Below are 23,137 nucleotides of genomic sequence, written 5' to 3'. Positions count from 1 at the left end.
CAGGGCAAAAAAAAGGCCTCGCAATTGCGAGGCCTTTCATTTTGGCTTCAATCGATTCAACTTTGCGGCCTCAATCCCTGAGAAAGTCCGAACATGAACAACAATAAATCATGATCGGGTCGAGTGGCCACGGATGCCTTCGCAACCCGCGGCAACGGACAATGTTCTTCTGCGCTTATCGAGCTGAGAACCTGGGGGCGTGGTTGCTCCCAGGTTGCCATCGCGATCGATGCAACTGCCAAGGCTCCTACCAGAAACAAACCTCGTGCAATTTCGAGTTTCATCGCTATAAACCCTTGATAGCGCTGCCAAACGCCGTCTCATAAAAGTAGACGAGCTTTTTCCAGTCTGCATCGCTGAACGACGAGTGGCGACGCAACTGCTTCATGTCATGGAGAGCTGCGCGACGGGCCGTCAAACGCTGTCGGCATTTCTCCAGATCGATCAGGGCCACTTCGACCTTGGCCGTCTCGCCCTCACCGGTCACGCGAACGAATACGTGCTTGTCATAAAGGCAACCGTGCTGCCAGCGGCCCTTGTGCATGCGAGCCAGGTTTTCAGCCAGGTCCTTGAGCACTCGGTCGTTAATGGCCTCACCATGACGCTCGCGACCGCCACCAGCGTACCAACGATCGATTTCCTCGAAGCCGTCCAGCGATTTGGTGACCAGCAAGGCGCGCCATTTGTGCACGGGATCGCGCTGTGCCCCACAGAAAACGATTTCCGGAACCCGTACGCCAAGCACCGTCACACCGGTGAGCGCCGCATGCTCGCGCATGACCGTAGGCCGCCCGAAAGGGTGCTGCAAGCTACGATGGATATGACCGGTCTGGCGCTTGACGTAGAGCAGTTGACCATCACTGCCCATCAGGCGTTGAACGCCACTTTCCCCGCCGCGACGGACGTTGGGTTCTTCTACCCATTCACCACGCTGATTCCAGAAGTAATCGAAACGCTCCTGGGGAACGACTTCCGTTTCTGCTGCACACTGCACTGCCATCCTGTTACCTCTTGCGTAATACGTAAACTCGCCACATGGCATAGAGCGGCAAAAAGTCCAGTTGTTCCTGGATGCGGAAACCCGCCTGCTCAAATTCCTTCTCTACGGTAGCGGCCGGTAACACAAACCGGTTTTGGTAACCTTCCTGCCCACGAGTTTTCTCCGAACGCTTGCGTTTCCAGGCCTTGAAGTTGCCATCGACCCACAGCGAAATGATCACGCTGTCGCGGGAAACCCGCTCGAATTCACGCAGGATAGCCATGCGATGCTCGGCTTCACCGATGTGGTGGAGCAAGCGCATGCAAAAAATGCTGTCGACGGCGTTGTCCGGCAAGGCGATGTCGAATGCGGATGTGTGCAAGGGTTGTACCCGCTTCACCACATCGGCCGGTTGCGCCTGGGTTGCGATCTTCAGCATGGATTCCGAGTTATCGGCACCGATGATCACACGGTTGGACTTTTCCGCCAACAAGGGCCAGAAACGCCCTGCACCACAAGGCAAATCGAGGACCAGACCAGGCTCGCCAACCAAGGCCAGCGCCTTGCGCGCCAGTTGTTCGTCACGCCAATGGGACAATCGACGGCCGAGACCTTCCTGGTGTTTGCGCAAATAGCGTTGCGCGTGTTGATCGTCGTACTTTTCTGAAAAATCGAGTTTGATCGGGCCGTCCATCATCAGGTCTCCTGAACTTCTGATAGCAACTACCTTAGATTTTGCGGTGTCGGCGACTGGTCATCCATTTGTGAAAATATCGTTATGGGAAACCCGGAATTATTACAGGGCTTTACTGAATTGATTGGGTTTTCTGGACGGCCGACTCAACGGATCAAGTTCGGGATAGCTCCACCTGAAAACGGCAGCCACTGGGCTCCATCGTCGTCAGGCTGACGCGCCAGCCCTGGTTTTCACAGATCCGCTGCACCAGTGAAAGCCCCAGGCCCAGCCCTTCCCCACGCTTTTCGTTGCCTCGAACAAAAGGTTCGAACATCGCCTCGCGTTTCTCCTCGGGAATACCCACCCCACTGTCCTCGACCACAAAGCCCGTGTCCGTCAGGGTCAGGCGGATGAAACCCTGTTCGGTGTAGTGCAAGGCATTGCGCAGCAAGTTGCCCATCACAGCGTGCAGCAGTGTTGCATTGTAGCCCTTGGCCCCAGGCTTGCCCGGCTCGAAGATCAGCTTCAGCCCTTTGCTTTCGATAGGTTCGCGCCACAGACCGACCAGATCCTCGGCTACCTGGCCCAAGGACTGCTGCGGCGACATGCTGGCGTCTTCGCGCTGAGCACGGGCCAGCATCAGGAAGGTTTGTACCAGTTCACGCATTTCTTCACACGCCCGGGCAATGCGCTCGACCTGGGCGCGACCACGTTGATCGAGAGCAGGGTTTTCCAGCAACAACTCGCAGGAACTGGCCAGGATCATCAGAGGCGTACGCAATTCGTGGCTGACGTCGCTGGTGAACAAACGCTCGCGGGTCAGGGCCTGACGCAAGCGCCCGAGGGTGGCGTCGAAAGCCACGGCCAGCTCGCCCACTTCGTCGGCGGCATAATCCGGGGCCAAAGGTGGGGCCAAGCCGAGCAGTTGATCGCGATGGCGTACCTGGCGGGCCAGCCGCACCACCGGCGCCATGACCTTGCGCGCCAGCACCCAGCCGAGAAACACCGCCAGCGCCAGGCTCAGTACGAAACCCACCAGTACCACGGCAAACAGCACCCGCTCGCGCTCTTCGAAGTCGCTCTGGTCCTGCAACAGCACGTAACGTCGGCCGTCGACGATTTCGACCATCGCGTGGTACGACAGGTTTTCACGGAAGACTTCGTGGAAACCCGGCTCCAGGTGGCGCAAATCCTTGGGCAACCTGAAATCGCCTGGTCCGTTGCTGAAGTAGAACAATTGGTCCGGTTCGGGGCGATGGCTCCAGTCCGTGACATTGTCCATCAGCAACAGGCGCTGCAAATCGCCGCCCAGGCCGGCCGAAATCAGCTTTTCCTCCACCAGGTGCACGGTCGCCACGATGCCCATGGCAAAGGCACCCGCCACCAATGCGCTCATCAGCGCAAAGGCAATGATGATGCGTTGAGCAAGGCTCTGCTTAAACTCCATCACGGCCCTCGGCCAGGCGATACCCCACACCGTGCACGGTTTGCAGCAATGGCTTGGCGAACGGCTTGTCGATCACCTGGCGCAGTTGGTGAACATGGCTGCGCAGGCTGTCGCTGTCCGGGCAGTCATCGCCCCAGAGCGCTTCTTCAAGAATTTCACGGCGCAGCACATGCGGGCTTTTCTGCATCAATACGGCCAGCAATTTCAGGCCGACCGGGTTGAGTTTCAGCAATCGGCCTTCGCGGGTGACTTCCAGGGTATCGAGGTCATAGCTCAGGTCGCCGACCTGCAAGGTCCGCCGCCCGCCGCCCTGGGTCCGGCGCATGACGGCTTCGATACGCGCCGCCAGTTCAGACAGGGCAAACGGCTTGATCAGGTAATCATCGGCGCCGGACTTGAAGCCTTGCAGACGGTCGTCCAGTTGATCACGGGCCGTGAGCATGATCACCGGCGTTTCGCGGCGGGCATCTTCGCGTAGCCGCTTGCACAGGGTATAGCCATCGATGCCGGGCAGCATGATATCGAGCACGATCAAGTCGTAATGCTCGGTGGCCGCCAGATGCAGGCCCGACAAACCATCCTGCGCACAATCCACGGTATAGCCTTTGAGTCCCAGGTAATCGGCCAGGTTGGCCAGGATATCGCGGTTGTCTTCAACCAATAGAATTCGCATGGGCATCTCTCCGTCCACAGTAACGGCCGTCATGGCCCGCGCAGCTTAAGGCCAAGTGTGGCTCAGGGCTAGGGGAAGGCTATGGGTGAATCAATTCGCTCAACCAAAATGTATGATTGACAAGTTTTTCACTATCGATTCACACGCTAACAACAGCGGCCGGTGAAGACTGTCACGCGATTGATAATAAGGAATATAAAAAATGGACTATTTGCAGACAGCCCCCCTGCGCTTTTTGCTGCTGGTCAGCGGCACCTGGTTGGCGGTATTTTTTCTGACTCGAACAGTCCTGCTCCTCACGCATCTGGATGAGGCCGGCAGCGGATTTCTGTCGGTGTTCGGTATCGGGCTGCTCTACGACCTTGGTTTCATTGCCTACGCGGCACTGCCCATGGGGCTCTACCTATTGGTGTGCCCGCCGGTCCTTTGGCGCACCCGTGGCCATCGCTGGTTTCTTCAAGGTCTGCTGACCGTCAGTCTGTTCGCGATGCTGTTCACCGCGGTGGCCGAGTGGCTGTTCTGGGATGAGTTCGGCGTTCGCTTCAACTTCATCGCCGTCGACTATCTGGTGTATTCCGACGAAGTACTGAACAACCTGCTGGAGTCGTACCCGATCGGCACGCTGCTGAGCATCCTCGCCGTGTTGGCCGTGGTCCTGAGCCTTGTATTGCGTAAAGCTTTCAACGCTACACTCGATGCGCCGTTACCCCCGCTGCGTGGCCGTCTGCTGAATGCGCTCGGTTTGTTGATCGTCGCCGGCCTGAGCCTGCAACTGCTCAGCCAAGATGCCCCGCGCGCCCAGGGCGGCAACGCCTATCAGAACGAACTGGCGAGCAACGGTCCCTACCAGTTTTTCGCCGCGTTCCGTAACAACGAACTGGACTACCCACAGTTCTACAGCACGCTGCCGTCGGCAGTGGTTGCCCAGCAGATTCGTACAGAACTGGCAGAACCCGATGCCCGCTTCGTGGGTCAGGACCCGCAGGACATCCGTCGGCAAATCGATAACCCGGGCACGTTGCGCAAGCCCAACATCGTGCTGGTCACCATTGAAAGTTTCAGCGCCAAGTACATGGGCAGCAACGGCGACACCCGCAACCTGACGCCCAACCTTGATGCCTTGCGCCAACAGAGCCTGTATTTCAATAACTTCTACGCCACCGGCACCCGCACCGATCGCGGCCTGGAAGCCATCACCCTGGCGATTCCGCCAACGCCCGGTCGCTCGATCGTCAAGCGCGTGGGTCGTGAAAGCGGTTTTGCCAGCCTTGGCCAGCAACTCAATGCCGTGGGCTATGACAGCGTATTTGTTTACGGCGGCCGCGGTTATTTCGACAACATGAATGCGTTCTTCAGTGGCAATGGTTATCGCGTCGTAGACCAGAGCAGCGTCGAGGAGTCGGAGATTCACTTCAAGAATGCCTGGGGCATGGCAGACGAAGATCTCTACAATCAGACACTGAAACTGGCCGATGCCGACTATGCCAAACAGCAGCCATTCCTGCTGCAGTTGATGACGACGTCCAACCATCGCCCTTACACCTATCCGGACAACCGGATCGACATCAAGTCCGGCAACGGCCGTGACGGCGCGGTGAAATACACCGACTACGCCATCGGTCGGTTTCTCGATCAGGCGCGTCAGAAACCCTGGTTTGACAATACAATCTTCGTCTTTGTCGCGGACCACACCGCAGGCAGCGCCGGCAAGGAAGACTTGCCCATCGCCAACTATCAGATTCCGCTGTTCATCTATGCACCCAAGTTGATCGAGGCTCGGGAAACTGCACAATTGGCCAGCCAGATCGATCTGGCGCCGACCTTGCTCGGCCTGCTCAATCTGGATTATGAATCGACATTCTTTGGACGTAACCTGTTGCAGGATAACCCGCTGCCGCCACGGGTGGTCGTCGGTAACTACCAGCACCTGGGGTTGTTCGACGGCAAGGACCTGGCGATTTTGAGCCCTCGCCAGGGATTGCGTCGCCACGATGACGCGCTGACCGAAAGCCGCGAGTCCCGGTCGACCGCCAATGACCCGTTGATCACCCGCGCCATCACTTATTACCAAACCGCCAGTTATGGCTTCAAGCAACAGCTACTTGGCTGGAAGGCGCCCAAGGAGGGTGCCGGTCAAGTCGGCGAACGTTAACCGAATCGCCCCGGGCTGATGCCCCGGGGCTTTTTCCTTTGTTCAGGATCCACCATGTCATCAACCGCTGTCCGCCCTGCCCCGCGCCCACTCAACTTTTGGGTGTGCCTGGGGGTTCCCGCCGTTGCGGCGATCATTCTGGTGTTGCTCGAACTGACCTCACTGGACATGGACCTTGCCAAGCTGTTCTACGACCCGGTCGCGGGTGACTTCATCGGACGGCACAGTTACTTCCTGGAAAACATCCTGCACGATCGCGCCAAGCAAGTCGTCATCGCCTTCTCGGTGTTTGCCGTCCTCGGCTTCATCGCCTCGTTCTTCATGGCCAGGCTTAAACCGTACAAGCGGGAACTGGGTTGCCTGGTGTTGTCCCTGGGCCTGGCGACCTCCTTTGTCACGCCAATGAAAGCGGTGACGGCGGTGCAATGCCCATGGAGCCTTGAGCAATTCGGCGGTCATGAGACGTACAGCGAACTGTTGAGCCCTCGCCCGCATACCGATAAACCGGGACGCTGCTGGCCTGGCGGCCATGCGGCCACCGGCTTCACCCTGTTTGCCCTGTTTTTCGTACTGCGTGATCGTCGCCCGCGCATGGCTCGTGCGGCATTTGTCTTTGCATTTGCCCTGGGTTCGGTGTTTTCCATCGGGCGGATGATGCAGGGGGCGCACTTTTTCTCGCACAACGTGTGGACGGCGGTGTTCTGCTGGCTGATTTGCCTGGGGTCGTATTACTGGATTCTGTATCGGCCGGCATTAAAGACTGAGCAAATAACCAAAGCGGCACCGGTCACCGCCTGAGTAGATCAAGAGATCGCAGCCTTCGGCAGCTCCTGCAGGGGATCGCGTTCTTCTGTATTACTGGGTTCTGTATCGGCCTGCTTCCATGACTGGGCGAATCGCCAAGGCAGAACCGGTCAATGCCTGAGAAGATCAAAAGATCGCAGCCTTCGGCAGCTCCTACAGAGGCATGCGATCTTTTGACCGGCAATAAAAAACCCCGCCTGCTGTCGCAGGCGGGGTTTTTTCGTACAGGGGTAAGGCTGGCTTACATCATGCCGCCCATGCCGCCCATACCGCCCATGTCTGGCATACCGCCGCCAGCACCGCCGTCTTTCTTCGGTGCATCAGCAACAGCAGCTTCGGTGGTCAGGATCAGACCGCCGATCGAGGCTGCAGCTTGCAGAGCCGAACGGGTCACCTTGGTTGGGTCCAGGATGCCCATTTCGATCATGTCGCCGTACTCGCCAGTCGCAGCGTTGTAGCCGAAGCTGCCTTCGCCGTTCTTGACCTTGTCGACGACTACGCTTGGCTCGTCGCCGGAGTTGGCAACGATCTGGCGCAGTGGCGCTTCAACAGCGCGACGCAGAACAGCGATACCCACGTCCTGATCGGCGTTGTCGCCTTTCAGTTCGGTCAGTGCTTCCAGAGCACGGATCAGGGCCACGCCACCGCCAGGTACCACGCCTTCTTCAACGGCTGCACGGGTAGCGTGCAGGGCGTCTTCAACGCGGGCTTTCTTCTCTTTCATTTCAACTTCGGAACCAGCGCCAACCTTGATCACTGCAACGCCGCCGGACAGCTTGGCCAGACGCTCTTGCAGTTTTTCACGGTCGTAGTCCGAGGAAGTCTCGGCAACCTGGGCACGGATCTGAGCGATGCGTGCTTCGATGTCGCCGTGTACGCCAGCACCGTCAACGATGATGGTGTTTTCCTTGGACAGGGTCACGCGCTTGGCGCTGCCCAGGTTTTCCAGGGTTGCGCTTTCCAGGCTCAGGCCGATCTCTTCGGAGATCACGGTACCGCCGGTCAGAACGGCGATGTCCTGCAGCATGGCCTTGCGACGGTCGCCGAAGCCTGGCGCCTTGACGGCTGCGACTTTGACGATGCCACGCATGTTGTTCACAACCAGAGTCGCCAGGGCTTCGCCTTCAACGTCTTCGGCCACGATCAGCAGTGGACGGCCGGCTTTGGCAACGGCTTCCAGCACTGGCAGCATTTCGCGGATGTTCGAGATCTTCTTGTCGACCAGCAGGATCAGCGGGCCGTCCAGCTCAGCGACCATGGTCTCTGGCTTGTTGACGAAGTACGGGGACAGGTAGCCACGGTCGAACTGCATGCCTTCAACAACCGACAGTTCGTTTTCCAGGCCCGAGCCTTCTTCAACGGTGATCACGCCTTCTTTACCGACTTTTTCCATGGCTTCGGCAATGATGTCGCCGATGGAGTTGTCGGAGTTGGCGGAGATGGTGCCTACCTGAGCGATAGCCTTGGTGTCGGCGCATGGCTTGGACAGGGCTTTGAGCTCTTTGACGATTGCGATGGTCGCCTTGTCGATACCGCGCTTCAGATCCATCGGGTTCATGCCGGCAGCGACGGCCTTCAGGCCTTCGTTGACGATCGACTGAGCCAGAACGGTAGCGGTGGTGGTGCCGTCGCCTGCGTCATCGTTGGCACGGGAGGCAACGTCTTTGACCAGCTGCGCGCCCATGTTTTCGAAACGGTCTTCCAGTTCGATTTCTTTGGCTACGGAAACGCCGTCCTTGGTGATGGTCGGAGCGCCGAAGCTCTTCTCGATGATCACGTTACGGCCTTTCGGGCCCAGGGTCGCTTTTACTGCGTCAGCCAGGACGTTGACACCGGTGAGCATTTTCTTGCGGGCGGAATCGCCGAATTTAACTTCTTTAGCAGCCATGATCGATATTCCTTAAATACTTTGAAGTAGCGGGAAAATGAGCGGGTAATCAGCCTTCGATAACAGCGAGGATTTCGTTCTCGCTCATTACCAGCAGGTCTTCGCCGTCGACTTTCACAGTGTTGCTGCCGGAGTAAGGACCGAACACAACCTTGTCGCCCACTTTCACGGACAGTGCACGCACTTCACCGCTTTCCAGTACGCGGCCGGTGCCTACAGCGAGGATTTCGCCGCTGTTGGCTTTTTCAGCAGCCGAACCTGGCAGGACGATACCGCCAGCGGTTTTCTTTTCTTCTTCGCTGCGACGGATGACGACGCGGTCATGCAGAGGACGAAGCTTCATTGTCGATCTCTCCTAATTGTGGTTTTCATCGGCCGGTGTAGTCCCGGCGGGTTTAACAAAGGCCGGCGGTGCCGGTTGCGGTTCGTCAAGCGAACCGCGGAAGTCTGTCTGGCGTGTTCGCCAGAAACCTTGCGGTGACCGTTACATAAGGGCGCATAAGCTTATTACAAGGGCGGGCAGCGAAAATTTTTCAGGTCGGTGCCCCGCAAACGAACACGGCACCCGAAGGTGCCGTGTCGATGGGCGTTTTATTTGGTATCGCGGTGTTCGAACTCGCCTTCGATCACATTCGGTTCACGCCCCAAAGGCTCGCGGGGGGCTGGACCGCCACGGGCCTGGAGGTCGTCGGCGAACGCGCGCTGACGCATGGCCTGCTCTTCGGCGCGCTGGCGCATCTTGCCCGCCAGCAGACGGCGACTGAACGGCAGCAGCATGATCAGGCCGATCACATCGCTGATGAAACCCGGAAGAATCAGCAGGCCACCGGCCAATGCCAGCATCAGGCCTTCGAGCATGGTCTGGGCCGGCAACTCGCCGCGGTTCAGGCTTTCACGGGCTCGCAGGGCCGTGGCCAGGCCGGCGATACGCAGCACGAACACACCGAACATCGAGCCGAGAATGATCAGCAGCAGGGCCGGGAAAAACCCGATGGACCCTGCCACCTTGACGAATACGAACAGCTCCAACACCGGGAACAGCAGAAAGAGCAACAAAAAAGGGCGCATCAAATGGTTCCTCAACGCAAGAATGCCTTGCCAGTTCACCTTAGATGACGTCGCCGTTTCGTGAATTCAAGCGTCGGCCACTTCATTTTTCGGCCAATGTTCGGCGTGAGCCAGAGAAACCAAGGCTTCGCGGACTTGTGTCGGCGTATTACAAGGAGCTTGAAACGGCAACCAGTAAAGGCTCTGGCCGATACGCAGGTGCATGCCTTCGGTATCGATGCCGGCCATTTGCGCCGGCACGTTTTTCGGCAGCCCGGCCAGCTCGACGTAATGGGCGATGGCCTTGGCGTGATCCGCGTTCATGTGCTCGACCATGCTCACTTCGGCCTTGCCGGCGAACGGGTTGGCCAGAGTCAGGTCGTTGACCCAATGAATCGCGCCAAAACCGCCGATGTAACGGTGGCGCACCGGCTTGAGCACCCAGAAATCGAAATCGTGGGCCTTGTGATAACCCTGCGACTCCGGGAAGTAGCGGTAGTAACGCTCGGAAGCGGCTTCTATGGCGGCTTCGTCTTCGAGCTGCTGTGCCTCAGCCAGGTAGGTCAGGCGACCAACGGCCTGGACATCTTCAGCCCCACGCTCACCCACGAACAGCGAGCATTTCGGGTCTTTCTGCAGATTATGCGTGTGCTGCGCGATGCGGCTGATCAGGATCAGCGGCCGACCCTGCTCATCCAGGCAGTACGGAACCACGGAGCCGAACGGAAAACCGGGCATTGACTTGGAGTGCGTCGAGAGCACTCCACGGTATTCCTTGAGGAGCAATTCTCGTGCATGCTTAGCCGCTTCAACGCTCAATTTATGACTCCTTAAATAGAATCCGTCATAAAAACGGACAAGCTGCTGGTGAAAGTCCCAGCATGCCATCGGGGGCAGTTCTCATGTGCAGCCGGGCCACATCAGGCGCAGATCGAGAGGCTCTCTACAAGGAAACCACTCAGACCTGCTTCCGGGGGACATGCGAATGCAACTCACTGACAAAGTAATCATTATCACTGGCGGTTGCCAGGGTTTAGGTCGCTCCATGGCCGAGTATTTCGCCGGCAAGGGCGCGAAACTCGCCCTGGTCGACCTCAATCAGGAAAAACTCGACGCCGCTGTCGCGGCCTGCAAGGCCAAGGGTGTCGAAGCCCGAGCTTACCTGTGCAACGTCGCCAACGAAGAGCAAGTGACCCACATGGTCGCCCAGGTCGCCGAAGATTTCGGCGCGATCCACGGCCTGATCAACAATGCCGGGATCCTGCGTGACGGCCTGTTGCTCAAGGTCAAGGATGGCGAAATGACCAAGATGAGCCTGGCCCAGTGGCAGTCGGTCATCGACGTCAACCTGACCGGCGTGTTCCTGTGCACCCGTGAAGTCGCGGCGAAAATGGTCGAGCTGAACAACAGCGGCGCGATCATCAATATCTCGTCGATTTCCCGTGCCGGCAACATCGGCCAGACCAACTACTCGGCGGCCAAGGCCGGTGTCGCTGCGGCGACCGTGACCTGGGCCAAGGAACTGGCGCGCTACGGCATTCGCGTGGCCGGAATTGCACCGGGCTTCATCGAAACCGAGATGACCCTGGGCATGAAGCCTGAAGCGCTGGAAAAAATGACTGCCGGCATTCCGCTCAAGCGTATGGGCAAGCCGGAAGAGATCGCCCATTCGGCGGCGTACATCTTCGAGAACGACTATTACACCGGTCGGATTCTGGAGATGGATGGCGGGTTGCGGATCTAAAGGCACCACAAAACAAATGTGGGAGCGGGCTTGCTCGCGAATGCGTTGGATCAGTCAACCATCTGTTGAATGACACACCGCATTCGCGAGCAAGCCCGCTCCCACAGGGGAAAGCATTTCAGATCATCAATCGTCGCTGATGCTGATGTTCGGCATCGCCGGCGTCAAAGCTTCCTGCAATACGATCCGCGCACCGACATGACGCGCCAGCTCCTGGTAAACCATGGCGATCTGGCTGTCAGGCTCGGCGATCACCGTCGGCTTGCCGCCATCGGCCTGTTCGCGGATGACCATCGACAGCGGCAACGAGGCCAGCAGCTCGACGCCATACTGGTTGGCCAGCTTCACGCCACCGCCCTCACCGAACAGATGCTCGGCATGTCCGCAGTTGGAGCAGATGTGCACGGCCATGTTTTCCACCACGCCCAGCACCGGAATGTTGACCTTGCGGAACATTTCCACGCCCTTGCGCGCGTCCAGCAAGGCCAGGTCCTGCGGAGTGGTCACGATGACCGCACCGGCCACCGGCACTTTCTGCGCCAGGGTCAGCTGGATGTCACCGGTACCCGGCGGCATGTCGATGACCAGATAATCCAGGTCGCCCCACGCGGTTTGGGTCACCAGTTGCAGCAAGGCACCGGAGACCATCGGACCACGCCAGACCATCGGTGTGTTGTCATCGGTGAGGAAGGCCATGGACATCACTTCGACGCCATGGGACTTGAGCGGAACGAACCATTTCTGATCCTTGACCTCAGGTCGGGTGCGCTCCGGGATACCAAACATGATGCCTTGGCTCGGACCGTAGATGTCCGCATCGAGAATACCGACCTTGGCGCCTTCGCGAGCCAGGGCCAGGGCCAGGTTGGCCGCGGTGGTGGACTTGCCCACGCCACCCTTGCCGGACGCCACGGCCACCACGTTCTTGACGTTGGCCAGCCCCGGGATCTGCGCCTGGGCCTTGTGCGCGGCGATCACGCTGGTGATATCAACTTTGGCACTCGACACGCCATCCAGACCTTGAATGGCCATTTCCAGCATCTGCGCCCAGCCACTCTTGAACAGACCGGCGGCGTAACCCAATTCGAGCTGGACGCTGACGCGGTCGCCCTGGATGTCGATGTTGCGCACGCACCCGGCGCTGACCGGGTCCTGGTTCAGGTAAGGGTCGGTGTATTGGCGAAGGACGGCTTCCACCGCTGCGCGATTGACGGCGCTCATGGGCAACTCCGAAAACAGGACTGGAAAAGATGATGGGTATCGTACCTCAAAAGATCGCAGCCTTCGGCAGCTCCTGTAGGAGCTGCCGAAGGCTGCGATCTTTTCTGGCTGCTCATCCAATGAAACAGGCTCACAGGATGAAAAATATGCGCCAGCGCTTTATAGTGGCCGACCTCCGTTTCATCAAGTAGCCGAGCCCCATGTCCGAGCCACGCAAGATCCTCGTCACCAGCGCCCTGCCCTATGCCAATGGTTCGATCCATCTTGGCCACATGCTGGAATACATCCAGACCGATATGTGGGTGCGCTTCCAGAAGCACCGCGGCAATCAATGCATCTATGTCTGCGCCGACGACGCCCACGGTTCGGCGATCATGCTGCGCGCGGAAAAGGAAGGCATCACCCCGGAACAACTGATCGCCAACGTCCAGGCTGAACACAGCGCCGACTTTGCCGACTTCCTGGTCGACTTCGACAATTTCCACTCCACTCACGCCGAAGAAAACCGTGAGCTGTCGAGCCAGATCTACCTGAAGCTGCGTGACGCCGGGCACATCGCCACGCGCTCGATCACCCAGTATTTCGACCCGGAAAAGAAAATGTTCCTGGCCGACCGCTTCATCAAGGGCACCTGCCCGAAATGCGGCACCGAAGACCAGTACGGCGACAACTGCGAAAAATGCGGCGCGACCTACGCGCCAACCGACCTGAAGGATCCGAAGTCGGCGATCTCCGGTGCCACCCCGGTGCTCAAGGATTCCCAGCACTTCTTCTTCAAGCTGCCGGACTTCCAGGCCATGCTGCAAACCTGGACCCGCAGCGGCACCCTGCAGGATGCCGTGGCCAACAAGATCGCCGAATGGCTGGATGCCGGCCTGCAACAGTGGGACATCTCCCGCGATGCGCCGTACTTCGGTTTCGAGATCCCCGACGAGCCGGGCAAATACTTCTACGTGTGGCTGGATGCGCCGATCGGCTACATGGCCAGCTTCAAGAACCTGTGCAACCGCACGCCGGAGCTGGACTTCGACGCGTTCTGGGGCAAGGACTCCACCGCCGAGCTGTACCACTTCATCGGCAAGGACATCGTCAACTTCCACGCCCTGTTCTGGCCAGCCATGCTCGAAGGCGCCGGCTACCGCAAGCCGACCGGGATCAACGTGCACGGCTACCTGACCGTCAACGGCCAGAAGATGTCCAAGTCCCGCGGCACGTTCATCAAGGCCCGCACCTACCTGGATCACCTGTCGCCGGAATACCTGCGCTACTACTACGCGTCCAAGCTCGGGCGTGGCGTCGACGACCTCGACCTGAACCTCGAAGACTTCGTGCAGAAGGTCAACTCGGACCTGGTGGGCAAGGTCGTCAACATCGCCAGCCGTTGTGCCGGCTTCATTCACAAAGGCAATGCTGGCGTCATGGTCGACACCAACGCCGCGCCTGAACTGACCGACGCATTCCTGGCCGCCGCGCCAGGCATTGCCGACGCCTACGAAGCCCGCGACTTCGCCCGCGCCATGCGCGAGATCATGGGCCTGGCCGACCGCGCCAACGCCTGGATCGCCGACAAGGCTCCGTGGTCGCTGAACAAGCAGGAAGGCAAGCAGGATGAAGTCCAGGCGATCTGCGCCACCGGCGTCAACCTGTTCCGCCAGTTGGTGATCTTCCTCAAGCCCGTGCTGCCGCTGCTGGCCGCCGACGCCGAGGCGTTCCTCAACGTCGCACCGCTGACCTGGAACGACCACGCGACCTTGCTCGCCAACCATCAGTTGAACGAGTTCAAGCCGCTGATGACCCGCATCGACCCGGTCAAGGTACAAGCCATGACCGACGCCTCGAAAGAAGACCTGACCGCCAGCCAGACCGACACCGGCGAAGCCGCACCTGCCGGCAATGGCGAACTGGCCAAGGATCCTCTGTCGCCGGAAATCGAGTTCGACACCTTCGCGGCAGTCGATTTGCGCGTCGCGCTGATCGTCAAGGCCGAACACGTGGAAGGCGCAGACAAGCTGCTGCGCCTGACCCTGGACATCGGTGACGAGCAACGCAACGTGTTCTCCGGGATCAAGAGCGCTTACCCGGACCCGTCCAAGCTCGATGGCCGCCTGACCATGATGATCGCCAACCTCAAGCCACGGAAAATGAAGTTCGGCATCTCCGAAGGCATGGTGATGGCAGCCGGTCCTGGCGGTGAAGAGATCTACCTGCTCAGCCCTGACAGCGGCGCCAAGCCGGGTCAGCGCATCAAGTAAGATCTGCGGCAAACCGATCCCACAGTCGTGCCTGGCGCGACTGTGGGATTTTCATGTCTGGCCCATACTGACTCCTGTAGGAGCTGCCGCAGGCTGCGATCTTTTGATCTTGGCTTTTGTAAGAGCAAGATCAAAAGATCGCAGCCTGCGGCAGCTCCTACAGAGTTATCCAGCATCGGATAGGGACGATCATGACCGAAACGCTTCTGACGCTTATCAGTACAGCCCTGATCAACAACCTCGTGTTGCACTGGCCGCTGAGCGTCGATCCGCTGTTGGCCGGCCAGCGCCGTCAGGTCCATGCCTTGGGCATTGCGACGACGTGCCTGATGTTGATCGTGGGCATGCTCGGCTACGCGCTCTATAACTGGCTGCTGATGCCGCTGCAATTGACGGCGCTGCGTCTGTTTGTGTTTCTGCCATTGAGCGTGTTGCTGATCGGCCCGTTGCTGAAGCTGCTGGCGCGGGTATTTTCGACACTGTCGTTCGAAAGCCTCTGGCCGTTGCTGCTGGGCAATGCCGGCGTACTCGGCGTGGCCTTGCTCAATGTTCAGGAGGACAAAGGCTTGTTTCACGCCACAGCCTTGAGCCTGGGTGCCGGGTTGGGTTTCTGGCTTGTGTTGAGCCTGTTCACTGATTTGCGTGAACGCACGGCCGACAACGATGTGCCCCTGCCCTTTCGTGGCCTGCCGATCGACCTGATCGGTGCCGGCCTGATCGCAGTGGTTTTTCTCGGATTCAGCGGACTGATCAAAACATGAGTCTGATTCAACTCATCGACGCACTCTTGCCGCAAACCCAATGCGGCAAGTGCGGCCACCCCGGGTGCAAGCCGTACGCCGAAGGCATTGCCAGCGGCGAACCAATCAACAAATGCCCGCCCGGCGGCAACGAAACCATCGCGGCCCTGGCCGAGTTGCTGAAGGTGCCGGTGCTGGAACTGGACATCACTCGCGGCTCGGCACCTGCGCAGATTGCCTATATCCGCGAAGCCGAGTGTATCGGTTGCACCAAGTGCATTCAGGCCTGCCCGGTCGATGCCATCGTCGGGGCGGCCAAATTGATGCACACGGTGATCATCGATGAGTGCACCGGTTGCGACCTCTGCGTAGCACCCTGCCCGGTAGACTGCATCGAAATGCGCCCGCTGCCGCTGGACACTGTATTGCCGGTTGTCGGGGGCCTGGCCCTCACACCGCAAGCGCAGCAGGCCCGTACCCTCAAGCGCGATCACGCGCGGCGCCGCTTCGAACAGCGCAATGCCCGCTTGCAGCGCGAAGAACAACAGAAAATCGCCGAACGCCAGGCCCGACAACGTGCCACGCAACCTAGCGAAGCGACAGTCGACCCGGTACAGGCCGCCCTCGAGCGCGTCCGCGCACAGAAAGCCGCCACTGCCGATGCCGCGCTGAAAAAGGCGAAGATCGATGTGGCGATGAGTCGGGCGCAGCTGCACAAGTCGCTGAAAGCCTTCGGACATCCACCGACCTTCGAACAGCAATCGCAGTTGATTGTCCTGCAACAGCAGTTCGAAGACGCCGAACAAAACCTGGCGCAACTGGAAAGCGCCGCGCCACCTGCCACTGCGCCGACGGTCGCAACGGTGTCGTCAAATGATGCTGATCTGAAACGGGCCAAGATCCAGTTGGCCATGCGCCGTGCCGAACTCAAGAAGGCTCAGGCCAATGAAGCACCGGCGGAGCACATCGAAGCCCTGGAGCGCGCACTCGGCGAAGCCGAACGCCAGGTGAACGCCCATGCCAGCCCTTGAAACCGTTGATGAGCGCCTGCAGCAGGCCATGAAGCTGGTGCTGCTGGCCACGCTGCCGGGAGTGCTCGCCGCGTTCTGGCTATACGGCTGGGGCGTGTTGATCAACCTGGTTCTGGCGGCCGCTGCTGCGCTGGCCGTTGAAGCTGCCGTCGTGCAATGGCGCAAGCGACCGCTGGTGCCAACCCTGAGTGACGGTAGCGCGCTGGTCAGTGCCACCTTGCTGGCTCTGGCGCTGCCGCCCTACTGCCCATGGTGGCTGCCCCTCAGTGCTGCTGCCTTTGCGATGATCTTTGGCAAACACTTGTATGGCGGCGTCGGCTCGAATCCCTTCAACCCGGCGATGCTCGGATTTGCTCTGGTGCTGGTGGCCTTTCCCCAACCCATGACCCATTGGCCATCGCCCCATGGCATGGACCTGTTGAGTGGCTTGAAGCAAGTGTTCGGATTCGCTCAGGCACCGGATGCGTGGGTGCAGGCCACGGCACTGGACAGCCTGCGGATCAACAAAAACCTGACCATGGATGAACTGTTTGCCGGCAATCCGGCATTCGGCCATTACGGCGGACGTGGTGTGGAGTGGGTGAACCTGGCGTTTCTGGCGGGCGGAATGTTTCTCCTGCAACGAAGGGTGATCAGCTGGCATGCCCCGGTCGGCATGCTGGCCAGCCTGTTCGTCATCAGCCTGCTGTGCTGGAACGGTTCGGGCTCCGACTCCCATGGCTCGCCGCTGTTTCACCTGCTGACCGGTGCGACCATGCTGGGGGCGTTCTTCATCATTACCGAACCGGTATCCGGCGCCAGAAGCCCTGGGGCAAAACTATTGTTCGGCGTCGGCGTCGGGCTCCTGACTTATCTGATTCGTACCTGGGGTGGCTATCCGGACGGCATCGCCTTTGCCGTGCTGTTGATGAACCTGTGCGTGCCGGCGCTGGAGCGATTCGTGGCGGCCAGACAACAGCCGGAGGCGTCATGAGCCGGACATCAAGCATCACGCTTCTGGTGTTTTTGGCCGCACTGGGCATGGGTGTGACGTACTTCGTGCAACTCGGCAGCGCGCCGCGCATTGCAGCCGAACAGCGCCTGCTCGACAGCCGGAATCTGCTGGACCTGATACCGTCAGACCGCTACGACAATCAACCACTCGACCACCCCATCAGGATCGAAACAACCACCCTGGCAAACAGCACCTTGCTCGGTGGCTATCTGGCAACACGGGGCGAGCAACCCGTCGCGCTGTTACTGCGCAGTCAAACCCTTGGCTACGCCGGTGCCATCGAGCTACTGATTGCTGTCGATGCCAATGGCAGGTTGCTGGGCGTCAAAACCCTCAAACAGTCGGAAACACCTGGACTGGGGGCACGGATCGCCGACTGGCCCAATGGCTGGCTGCAGATTTTTTCCGGAAAATCCCGAACAGAACCCAGTGACAGCGGTTGGGCGCTGAAAAAGGATCTGGGGCAGTTCGATCAGATCGCAGGCGCGACCATCACCTCTAGAGCAGTGATCAATGCCGTGCACGATGCCTTGCGCTACTTTGATGAACACCGGCAACAACTGCTCGGGAACCCTGCCCATGGATAACTCATCGACGCTGCGCAACGCCCTGATGCTGACGCCACTGATCGGCGCCACCCATTCGCTGATGGCCGCACTTGGCCTGTGCCTGATGTTCATGCTGGTGACCCAGTTGTTCAGCCTGGCCATGGGCGCCCTGCGACCCCGATTGGTCCCGGCGGCCCGCTTGCCGGCCAGCGTTCTGTTGGCCGCCACGCTTACCAGTTGCGTTGAACTCATGGCACAAGTCTGGTCGCTGCAATGGCAGCAGCATCTGGGGTTTTATGTCGCCATGATCGCCTTGCAATGCGTCGTACTGGAGCACACCGGGTTCTTTCAAAACGGCTGGCGCCAGTGCCTGCGACTCAGTGGGCTGTTTGTCACGCTGATGATCGCTATGGGACTGCTGCGCGAACTCATCGGCACCGCAACCCTCGGAAACCGACTGTCGTGGCTGTCCGGTGCAAAGCAAACTGACTGGCACGGCTGGGTGCTGGTGGCCGATGGCGGTCTGCGCCTGGCCACATTGGTTCCTGGCGGGTTCATTCTGCTCGGACTGCTGATCGCCGCCTGGCAGGCCTGGCGCCCCAAACCCACACATTGATTGCCTACGAGGAAACGCACTGCCCATGAATGCCGCAAAACGTCTGGAAATTTTCCGCAGGCTGCACGAAGACAACCCGGAACCCAAGACCGAACTGGCCTATTCCTCACCGTTCGAATTACTGATTGCCGTAATTCTCTCGGCGCAGTCGACCGACGTCGGCGTCAACAAGGCCACCGCCAAGCTGTTCCCGATTGCCAATACCCCGGCAGCGATCCATGCCCTGGGTGTCGAGGGACTGTCGGAGTACATCAAGACCATCGGCCTGTACAACAGCAAAGCGAAAAACGTGATCGAAACCTGCCGCTTGCTGGTCGAGCGTCATGCCGGTGAAGTGCCGCAAACCCGCGAAGAACTGGAAGCGCTGCCCGGCGTCGGCCGCAAAACCGCCAATGTGGTACTCAATACGGCATTCCGTCAGTTGACCATGGCTGTCGACACGCACATTTTCAGGGTCAGCAATCGCACCGGCATTGCGCCCGGCAAGAATGTGGTGGAGGTCGAGAAAAAACTGATGAAATTCGTGCCCAGGGAGTACCTGCTCGACTCCCATCACTGGCTGATCCTTCACGGCCGCTATGTCTGCCTGGCCCGCAAGCCCCGATGCGGAAGCTGCCGGATCGAGGACTTGTGCGAATACAAGCACAAAACCTCCGACGATTGAGGCGCTATTGGGATTATTGATTTGTCGATTGAAAAAATCTTTTTTACCCGCCGGGAGATTGTCGATATAAGGAGCGCCAAAGGCCTTCTTAGCCTGGAGCAATTAAATGAGTACTGGCAAAGAGCAATTGGACGTAGAAGACGACTTCACCACCGCCGAAACCGATGACGCCGAGCCGGTGGTTGAAGTAGCGAAAACTAATCTGAGCAAACGCCGCACCATCGACAATCTGCTGGAGGAGCGCCGACTGCAAAAGCAATTGGCCGACTACGATTTTGACTTATGACACCTGAAAGCCTCCCGAAACGGAGGCTTTTTTTTAAGTGCCATACTTCGACAAACGCCCCTTGTCGCCCAGATACGCCATCACACCAGACCGTTGCGTTGTGCCAGCTCGATCAAATCGACCAGGGACCTTGCATTGAGTTTGAGCAACAGGCGGGTCTTGTAAGTACTGACTGTTTTATTGCTGAGAAACATTCCATCGGCAATTTCCTTATTGGTCTTCCCTCTGGCCAACTGCTGCAGGACCATCATTTCCCGCCCCGACAACCGATCAACCATGTCGGACTCACTGGCGTTCCCCAAACTGCAACGCACGGTATGCAAGGCTTGATTGGGAAAGTAACTGTAACCTGACAATACGGCCTTTATTGCACTGAGCAACTCCGTCAGGTCTTGTTGTTTGCAAACATAACCGGCCGCACCGGATTGCATGCAACGCATGGAAAAATGCCCCGGCGCCTGGGAAGTCAGGATCAGTACTTTCATTGGCATTGAGGTCGAAGACAAACGCGCGATGACTTCCAATCCGTCCAGCTTCGGAATCCCGATATCCAGAATGACAATATCCGGCGCAAGTTCACGGGCTAGTTGCAGTGCATCCACACCATTATCGGTTTCTGCAATAACTTCGTAGCCATGACGCTCCATTAGCATACGTACCGCAAGACGAATGACGGGGTGATCATCCACGATCAGCACTTTATTCATGGGCAAGTCCAATTTTCGCTGTTCGAATTTTTAGAGCCCGCACAATAGCCTAGTCGTTTCACCCATGGCATGTCGCCCCTTCCAACCACCCACACCAAGAGACATACCCTACAAACAACACGGATTTCTCCTACAAAAATCCCTCGAACGGAATGAGTTGAAAACTGTATCAGCGTCATGGTGGCGCAGTTTTCAGCAATCGGCTCTATCGACTTACGAACAGAATTTTCCAAAAGCCAGCTTGAACGGCCGCGCCCTGACAAACATAAGAATCTATTTCTACGTTAATAACTTAACTGATATTTTCGCGCTCAACATTCACACCAGAAACATCACACACAAGGTATCCAATTATTCTTACAGCAAATTATATTTTTTGAGCAATCATTAAAACATCCCCAACAATCATCAAAAAGCTATAAAACAACCACATCAAACAAATCTCAAAAGCCATTCAAGAAATGAGAACTCAACATGAGCACAGAACATGACAAAAAAAAGCCATTCACCAACCCAATGACAATCATTGCGATATTTGCAACACTCTCTGAAACCTCGGCCGCCGTTTCTCTGCCCTTCCTTGACCAAGAGGAAAGAGAAATCTATGTCTGGTTTCTGATCAGCTTTCCGTTTTATTTACTTTTGCTTTTTTTCGCGACACTCAATTTCAACTACCGATCACTGTATGCGCCTTCCGACTTTGAAAAGGGAAAACACTTCATGAAGGCGATGGAAGATGTTGGGCGGTCGGAAAAAAAAGTGTCCGGGAAGTCGTCCGCGCTTCCCGCTATGGAAACGTCAGCGAACGGCCAGCAGCCAGGTCGGTCGCCCTGCGGTGCACAGGACCCGCCAACGGAAATTGGTCTGCACAGCACCGTCTTCGCTCAGCATCAACTTCAGTTACCGGAATTTGTAAAAGACCTGTGCATCGTTGATACACGCGGTATGAGCAAGGAGGTCGAGTTTGAAACGCTGCTGGAAAAAATCCAGAAGCCGCGGGAAAAGATGGCGTACGTGATTCTGTTTATCACTTGTGCCATTTCAGAGACCTTACTGAAGGCCAGTGCGCTCAACCACTCCAGGCAGACCAGAAAGCACTGCTCCGCCTTTTACATTGCCTACGATCCGGTCTCGCACAGGTTGACGGTCATTGATCAAGCCGGGCAACCGGCAAACAACAACGTGTAGAGCAGGACAGACCAAGGAGAAAGACAGGAAACCGTCAGCGTCAACACCAACAACGCGATAAGTGGCGTCACACCCCGTTTTCAGGTGCCTGACCTCGTCGAGGACGAGGTCAGGCACCCATCACGATCTCAAAGGTCTCAGAACAGCTTCCGGCCTTTGTTCGCAGCAATGCGCATGCGCAGGGCGTTGAGCTTGATGAAGCCCGCAGCATCTGCCTGGTTGTACGCGCCGCCATCTTCTTCGAAAGTAGCGATGTTGGCGTCGAACAGCGAGTCGTCGGACTTGCGGCCAGTGACGATCACGTTGCCCTTGTACAGTTTCAGGCGCACAACGCCGTTCACATTGACCTGGGACGCATCGATCATCTGTTGCAGCATCAGACGCTCAGGGCTCCACCAGTAGCCGGTGTAGATCAGGCTGGCGTACTTGGGCATCAACTCGTCTTTGAGGTGAGCCACTTCGCGGTCCAGGGTGATCGATTCGATCGCACGGTGGGCACGCAGCATGATGGTGCCGCCAGGGGTTTCGTAGCAGCCACGGGACTTCATGCCCACATAGCGGTTCTCGACGATGTCGAGACGGCCGATACCGTGTTCACCACCGATACGATTCAGGGTCGCCAGCACGGTGGCCGGAGTCATTTCGACGCCGTCCAGCGCGACGATGTCGCCGTTGCGGTAGGTCAGTTCCAGGTACTGCGGCTTGTCGGGAGCGTTTTCCGGGGAAACGGTCCAACGCCACATGTCTTCTTCGTGCTCGGTCCAGGTGTCTTCCAGCACGCCGCCTTCATAGGAGATGTGCAGCAGGTTGGCATCCATGGAGTACGGGGACTTCTTCTTGCCGTGACGCTCGATCGGGATCGCGTGCTTCGCGGCGTAGTCCATCAGCTTTTCACGGGACAGCAGGTCCCACTCACGCCAGGGGGCAATCACTTTCACACCAGGTTTCAAGGCGTACGCGCCCAATTCGAAACGAACCTGGTCGTTGCCCTTGCCGGTGGCGCCATGGGAAATGGCGTCAGCGCCGGTTTCGTTGGCGATTTCGATCAGGCGCTTGGCGATCAGCGGACGAGCGATGGAAGTACCCAGCAGGTACTCGCCTTCGTAAACGGTGTTGGCGCGGAACATCGGGAAAACGAAATCGCGCACGAACTCTTCGCGCAAGTCGTCGATGTAGATCTCTTTGACGCCCATGGCCTGAGCCTTGGCGCGTGCAGGTTCGACCTCTTCGCCCTGACCCAGGTCAGCGGTGAAGGTCACCACTTCACAGTTATAAGTATCCTGCAGCCACTTGAGGATCACCGAAGTGTCCAGGCCGCCGGAATACGCCAGAACGACCTTGTTTACGTCCGCCATGCCATCACTCCACGGGGTTCTACGGAAAGCCGTGAAGTCTACCGCTCATGCAGGATAATTTACAGAGGCGCGACAGCTTATGACGACCAAGCGACAGAATCTGTCGAGAGCGCGACGATGACCGA

Annotated in this window: 24 protein-coding genes; 12 read left to right on the top strand and 12 right to left on the bottom strand. The window is 58.3% G+C overall.

Annotated features, from left to right (window positions below; all coding sequences use genetic code 11):
- Window positions 1-56: 56 nt before the first annotated feature.
- From KW846_RS29985 to colR, 5 genes are all read right to left on the bottom strand, one after another.
- Window positions 57-284: a hypothetical protein gene (locus tag KW846_RS29985; protein ID WP_015096670.1), complete on the bottom strand. Its 228-nt coding sequence runs from the start codon at window positions 282-284 to the stop codon at window positions 57-59.
- A 2-nt stretch (window positions 285-286) separates the two neighbouring features.
- The gene (locus KW846_RS09795; protein WP_218482092.1) at window positions 287-1,000 is read right to left on the bottom strand and encodes a lipopolysaccharide kinase InaA family protein; all 714 of its coding nucleotides are present in this window, start codon (window positions 998-1,000) and stop codon (window positions 287-289) included.
- Window positions 1,001-1,004: 4 nt separating this feature from the next.
- Complete coding sequence (locus KW846_RS09790; RefSeq protein WP_033048233.1) at window positions 1,005-1,673, bottom strand: class I SAM-dependent methyltransferase; 669 nt, start codon at window positions 1,671-1,673, stop codon at window positions 1,005-1,007.
- A gap of 154 nt (window positions 1,674-1,827) precedes the next feature.
- Window positions 1,828-3,102, bottom strand: coding sequence for a HAMP domain-containing sensor histidine kinase (locus tag KW846_RS09785; protein WP_218482091.1), 1,275 nt, complete (start codon window positions 3,100-3,102; stop codon window positions 1,828-1,830).
- Window positions 3,092-3,775 carry a two-component system response regulator ColR gene (gene colR / locus KW846_RS09780; RefSeq protein ID WP_007985839.1) on the bottom strand — a complete coding sequence of 228 codons (684 nt, stop codon included), beginning with the start codon at window positions 3,773-3,775 and terminating at the stop codon, window positions 3,092-3,094. The genes KW846_RS09785 and colR overlap by 11 nt, the downstream gene beginning before the upstream one ends.
- Window positions 3,776-3,977: 202 nt before the next feature.
- Between colR and KW846_RS09775 the strand changes: the two genes are divergently transcribed.
- Together KW846_RS09775 and KW846_RS09770 are read left to right on the top strand one after the other, a co-directional pair.
- Window positions 3,978-5,927: an LTA synthase family protein gene (locus tag KW846_RS09775; protein ID WP_218482090.1), complete on the top strand. Its 1,950-nt coding sequence runs from the start codon at window positions 3,978-3,980 to the stop codon at window positions 5,925-5,927.
- A 54-nt stretch (window positions 5,928-5,981) separates the two neighbouring features.
- The gene (locus KW846_RS09770; protein ID WP_218482089.1) at window positions 5,982-6,725 is read left to right on the top strand and encodes a phosphatase PAP2 family protein; all 744 of its coding nucleotides are present in this window, start codon (window positions 5,982-5,984) and stop codon (window positions 6,723-6,725) included.
- Window positions 6,726-6,972: 247 nt separating this feature from the next.
- On the opposite strand, the gene groL is transcribed toward KW846_RS09770, so the two are convergent.
- The 4 genes from groL to KW846_RS09750 all read right to left on the bottom strand — a co-directional run bounded on the left by groL (window position 6,973) and on the right by KW846_RS09750 (window position 10,485).
- The gene (groL, locus tag KW846_RS09765) at window positions 6,973-8,619 is read right to left on the bottom strand and encodes a chaperonin GroEL (protein ID WP_102698443.1); all 1,647 of its coding nucleotides are present in this window, start codon (window positions 8,617-8,619) and stop codon (window positions 6,973-6,975) included.
- A 49-nt stretch (window positions 8,620-8,668) separates the two neighbouring features.
- Complete coding sequence (locus KW846_RS09760; protein ID WP_007978564.1) at window positions 8,669-8,962, bottom strand: co-chaperone GroES; 294 nt, start codon at window positions 8,960-8,962, stop codon at window positions 8,669-8,671.
- A 248-nt stretch (window positions 8,963-9,210) separates the two neighbouring features.
- On the bottom strand, window positions 9,211-9,687 hold the full coding sequence (locus tag KW846_RS09755; protein ID WP_218482088.1) for an FxsA family protein: 477 nt from the start codon (window positions 9,685-9,687) through the stop codon (window positions 9,211-9,213).
- A 66-nt stretch (window positions 9,688-9,753) separates the two neighbouring features.
- Window positions 9,754-10,485 (bottom strand): HugZ family protein, encoded by a 732-nt coding sequence (locus tag KW846_RS09750; protein WP_007978561.1) that lies wholly within the window; start codon window positions 10,483-10,485, stop codon window positions 9,754-9,756.
- A gap of 166 nt (window positions 10,486-10,651) precedes the next feature.
- On the opposite strand from KW846_RS09750, the gene KW846_RS09745 reads away from it, so the two are divergent.
- A complete protein-coding gene (locus tag KW846_RS09745) occupies window positions 10,652-11,410 on the top strand; it encodes an SDR family oxidoreductase (RefSeq protein WP_126047359.1) in 759 nt (252 codons plus the stop codon).
- A gap of 126 nt (window positions 11,411-11,536) precedes the next feature.
- Here the strand turns inward: KW846_RS09745 and apbC are convergent, their stop codons facing one another.
- Entirely contained in the window at window positions 11,537-12,631 is a 1,095-nt protein-coding gene (gene apbC / locus KW846_RS09740; RefSeq protein ID WP_015096679.1) for an iron-sulfur cluster carrier protein ApbC, read from the bottom strand.
- A 200-nt stretch (window positions 12,632-12,831) separates the two neighbouring features.
- Between apbC and metG the strand changes: the two genes are divergently transcribed.
- The 8 genes from metG to KW846_RS09700 all read left to right on the top strand — a co-directional run bounded on the left by metG (window position 12,832) and on the right by KW846_RS09700 (window position 19,762).
- Window positions 12,832-14,883: a methionine--tRNA ligase gene (gene metG / locus KW846_RS09735; RefSeq protein WP_218482087.1), complete on the top strand. Its 2,052-nt coding sequence runs from the start codon at window positions 12,832-12,834 to the stop codon at window positions 14,881-14,883.
- A 191-nt stretch (window positions 14,884-15,074) separates the two neighbouring features.
- The gene (locus KW846_RS09730) at window positions 15,075-15,644 is read left to right on the top strand and encodes an electron transport complex protein RnfA (protein ID WP_218482086.1); all 570 of its coding nucleotides are present in this window, start codon (window positions 15,075-15,077) and stop codon (window positions 15,642-15,644) included.
- Complete coding sequence (rsxB, locus tag KW846_RS09725; protein WP_218482085.1) at window positions 15,641-16,654, top strand: electron transport complex subunit RsxB; 1,014 nt, start codon at window positions 15,641-15,643, stop codon at window positions 16,652-16,654. Before KW846_RS09730 ends, rsxB begins: the two co-directional genes overlap by 4 nt.
- Window positions 16,641-17,627: an RnfABCDGE type electron transport complex subunit D gene (locus KW846_RS09720; RefSeq protein ID WP_218482084.1), complete on the top strand. Its 987-nt coding sequence runs from the start codon at window positions 16,641-16,643 to the stop codon at window positions 17,625-17,627. Before rsxB ends, KW846_RS09720 begins: the two co-directional genes overlap by 14 nt.
- On the top strand, window positions 17,624-18,235 hold the full coding sequence (locus tag KW846_RS09715) for an RnfABCDGE type electron transport complex subunit G (RefSeq protein ID WP_218482083.1): 612 nt from the start codon (window positions 17,624-17,626) through the stop codon (window positions 18,233-18,235). Before KW846_RS09720 ends, KW846_RS09715 begins: the two co-directional genes overlap by 4 nt.
- Complete coding sequence (locus KW846_RS09710) at window positions 18,228-18,812, top strand: Rnf-Nqr domain containing protein (RefSeq protein ID WP_218482082.1); 585 nt, start codon at window positions 18,228-18,230, stop codon at window positions 18,810-18,812. The genes KW846_RS09715 and KW846_RS09710 overlap by 8 nt, the downstream gene beginning before the upstream one ends.
- A gap of 25 nt (window positions 18,813-18,837) precedes the next feature.
- Window positions 18,838-19,476, top strand: a complete 639-nt coding sequence (gene nth / locus KW846_RS09705) for an endonuclease III (protein WP_218482081.1) — start codon at window positions 18,838-18,840, stop codon at window positions 19,474-19,476.
- A 106-nt stretch (window positions 19,477-19,582) separates the two neighbouring features.
- On the top strand, window positions 19,583-19,762 hold the full coding sequence (locus KW846_RS09700; RefSeq protein ID WP_007972325.1) for a PA3496 family putative envelope integrity protein: 180 nt from the start codon (window positions 19,583-19,585) through the stop codon (window positions 19,760-19,762).
- A gap of 80 nt (window positions 19,763-19,842) precedes the next feature.
- On the opposite strand, the gene KW846_RS09695 is transcribed toward KW846_RS09700, so the two are convergent.
- Complete coding sequence (locus tag KW846_RS09695; protein WP_218482080.1) at window positions 19,843-20,469, bottom strand: response regulator transcription factor; 627 nt, start codon at window positions 20,467-20,469, stop codon at window positions 19,843-19,845.
- A gap of 474 nt (window positions 20,470-20,943) precedes the next feature.
- On the opposite strand from KW846_RS09695, the gene KW846_RS09690 reads away from it, so the two are divergent.
- The gene (locus KW846_RS09690; protein WP_218482079.1) at window positions 20,944-21,657 is read left to right on the top strand and encodes a hypothetical protein; all 714 of its coding nucleotides are present in this window, start codon (window positions 20,944-20,946) and stop codon (window positions 21,655-21,657) included.
- A gap of 137 nt (window positions 21,658-21,794) precedes the next feature.
- Here the strand turns inward: KW846_RS09690 and KW846_RS09685 are convergent, their stop codons facing one another.
- On the bottom strand, window positions 21,795-23,012 hold the full coding sequence (locus KW846_RS09685; protein WP_007972320.1) for an argininosuccinate synthase: 1,218 nt from the start codon (window positions 23,010-23,012) through the stop codon (window positions 21,795-21,797).
- Between the last annotated feature and the right edge of the window lie 125 nt (window positions 23,013-23,137).

The organism is Pseudomonas sp. PDM32 (assembly GCF_019219225.1).
Classification (GTDB): domain Bacteria; phylum Pseudomonadota; class Gammaproteobacteria; order Pseudomonadales; family Pseudomonadaceae; genus Aquipseudomonas; species Aquipseudomonas laurylsulfatiphila.
The sequence above is the reverse complement of the archived record's forward strand: the minus strand, read 5'-3'. Positions and strand labels throughout refer to the sequence as shown.

Coding starts and splice junctions, on each gene's coding strand:
- KW846_RS09720 (WP_218482084.1), top strand. CDS start 16,641: ATGCCAGCCCTTGAAACCGTTGATGAGCGCCTGCAGCAGGCCATGAAG.
- KW846_RS09785 (WP_218482091.1), bottom strand. CDS start 3,102: ATGGAGTTTAAGCAGAGCCTTGCTCAACGCATCATCATTGCCTTTGCG.
- nth (WP_218482081.1), top strand. CDS start 18,838: ATGAATGCCGCAAAACGTCTGGAAATTTTCCGCAGGCTGCACGAAGAC.
- KW846_RS09700 (WP_007972325.1), top strand. CDS start 19,583: ATGAGTACTGGCAAAGAGCAATTGGACGTAGAAGACGACTTCACCACC.
- KW846_RS09690 (WP_218482079.1), top strand. CDS start 20,944: ATGAGCACAGAACATGACAAAAAAAAGCCATTCACCAACCCAATGACA.
- KW846_RS09745 (WP_126047359.1), top strand. CDS start 10,652: ATGCAACTCACTGACAAAGTAATCATTATCACTGGCGGTTGCCAGGGT.
- KW846_RS09685 (WP_007972320.1), bottom strand. CDS start 23,012: ATGGCGGACGTAAACAAGGTCGTTCTGGCGTATTCCGGCGGCCTGGAC.
- KW846_RS09710 (WP_218482082.1), top strand. CDS start 18,228: ATGGATAACTCATCGACGCTGCGCAACGCCCTGATGCTGACGCCACTG.
- KW846_RS09715 (WP_218482083.1), top strand. CDS start 17,624: ATGAGCCGGACATCAAGCATCACGCTTCTGGTGTTTTTGGCCGCACTG.
- apbC (WP_015096679.1), bottom strand. CDS start 12,631: ATGAGCGCCGTCAATCGCGCAGCGGTGGAAGCCGTCCTTCGCCAATAC.
- KW846_RS29985 (WP_015096670.1), bottom strand. CDS start 284: ATGAAACTCGAAATTGCACGAGGTTTGTTTCTGGTAGGAGCCTTGGCA.
- KW846_RS09730 (WP_218482086.1), top strand. CDS start 15,075: ATGACCGAAACGCTTCTGACGCTTATCAGTACAGCCCTGATCAACAAC.
- KW846_RS09795 (WP_218482092.1), bottom strand. CDS start 1,000: ATGGCAGTGCAGTGTGCAGCAGAAACGGAAGTCGTTCCCCAGGAGCGT.
- KW846_RS09775 (WP_218482090.1), top strand. CDS start 3,978: ATGGACTATTTGCAGACAGCCCCCCTGCGCTTTTTGCTGCTGGTCAGC.
- metG (WP_218482087.1), top strand. CDS start 12,832: ATGTCCGAGCCACGCAAGATCCTCGTCACCAGCGCCCTGCCCTATGCC.
- KW846_RS09695 (WP_218482080.1), bottom strand. CDS start 20,469: ATGAATAAAGTGCTGATCGTGGATGATCACCCCGTCATTCGTCTTGCG.
- KW846_RS09770 (WP_218482089.1), top strand. CDS start 5,982: ATGTCATCAACCGCTGTCCGCCCTGCCCCGCGCCCACTCAACTTTTGG.
- KW846_RS09760 (WP_007978564.1), bottom strand. CDS start 8,962: ATGAAGCTTCGTCCTCTGCATGACCGCGTCGTCATCCGTCGCAGCGAA.
- KW846_RS09790 (WP_033048233.1), bottom strand. CDS start 1,673: ATGGACGGCCCGATCAAACTCGATTTTTCAGAAAAGTACGACGATCAA.
- colR (WP_007985839.1), bottom strand. CDS start 3,775: ATGCGAATTCTATTGGTTGAAGACAACCGCGATATCCTGGCCAACCTG.
- groL (WP_102698443.1), bottom strand. CDS start 8,619: ATGGCTGCTAAAGAAGTTAAATTCGGCGATTCCGCCCGCAAGAAAATG.
- KW846_RS09755 (WP_218482088.1), bottom strand. CDS start 9,687: ATGCGCCCTTTTTTGTTGCTCTTTCTGCTGTTCCCGGTGTTGGAGCTG.
- rsxB (WP_218482085.1), top strand. CDS start 15,641: ATGAGTCTGATTCAACTCATCGACGCACTCTTGCCGCAAACCCAATGC.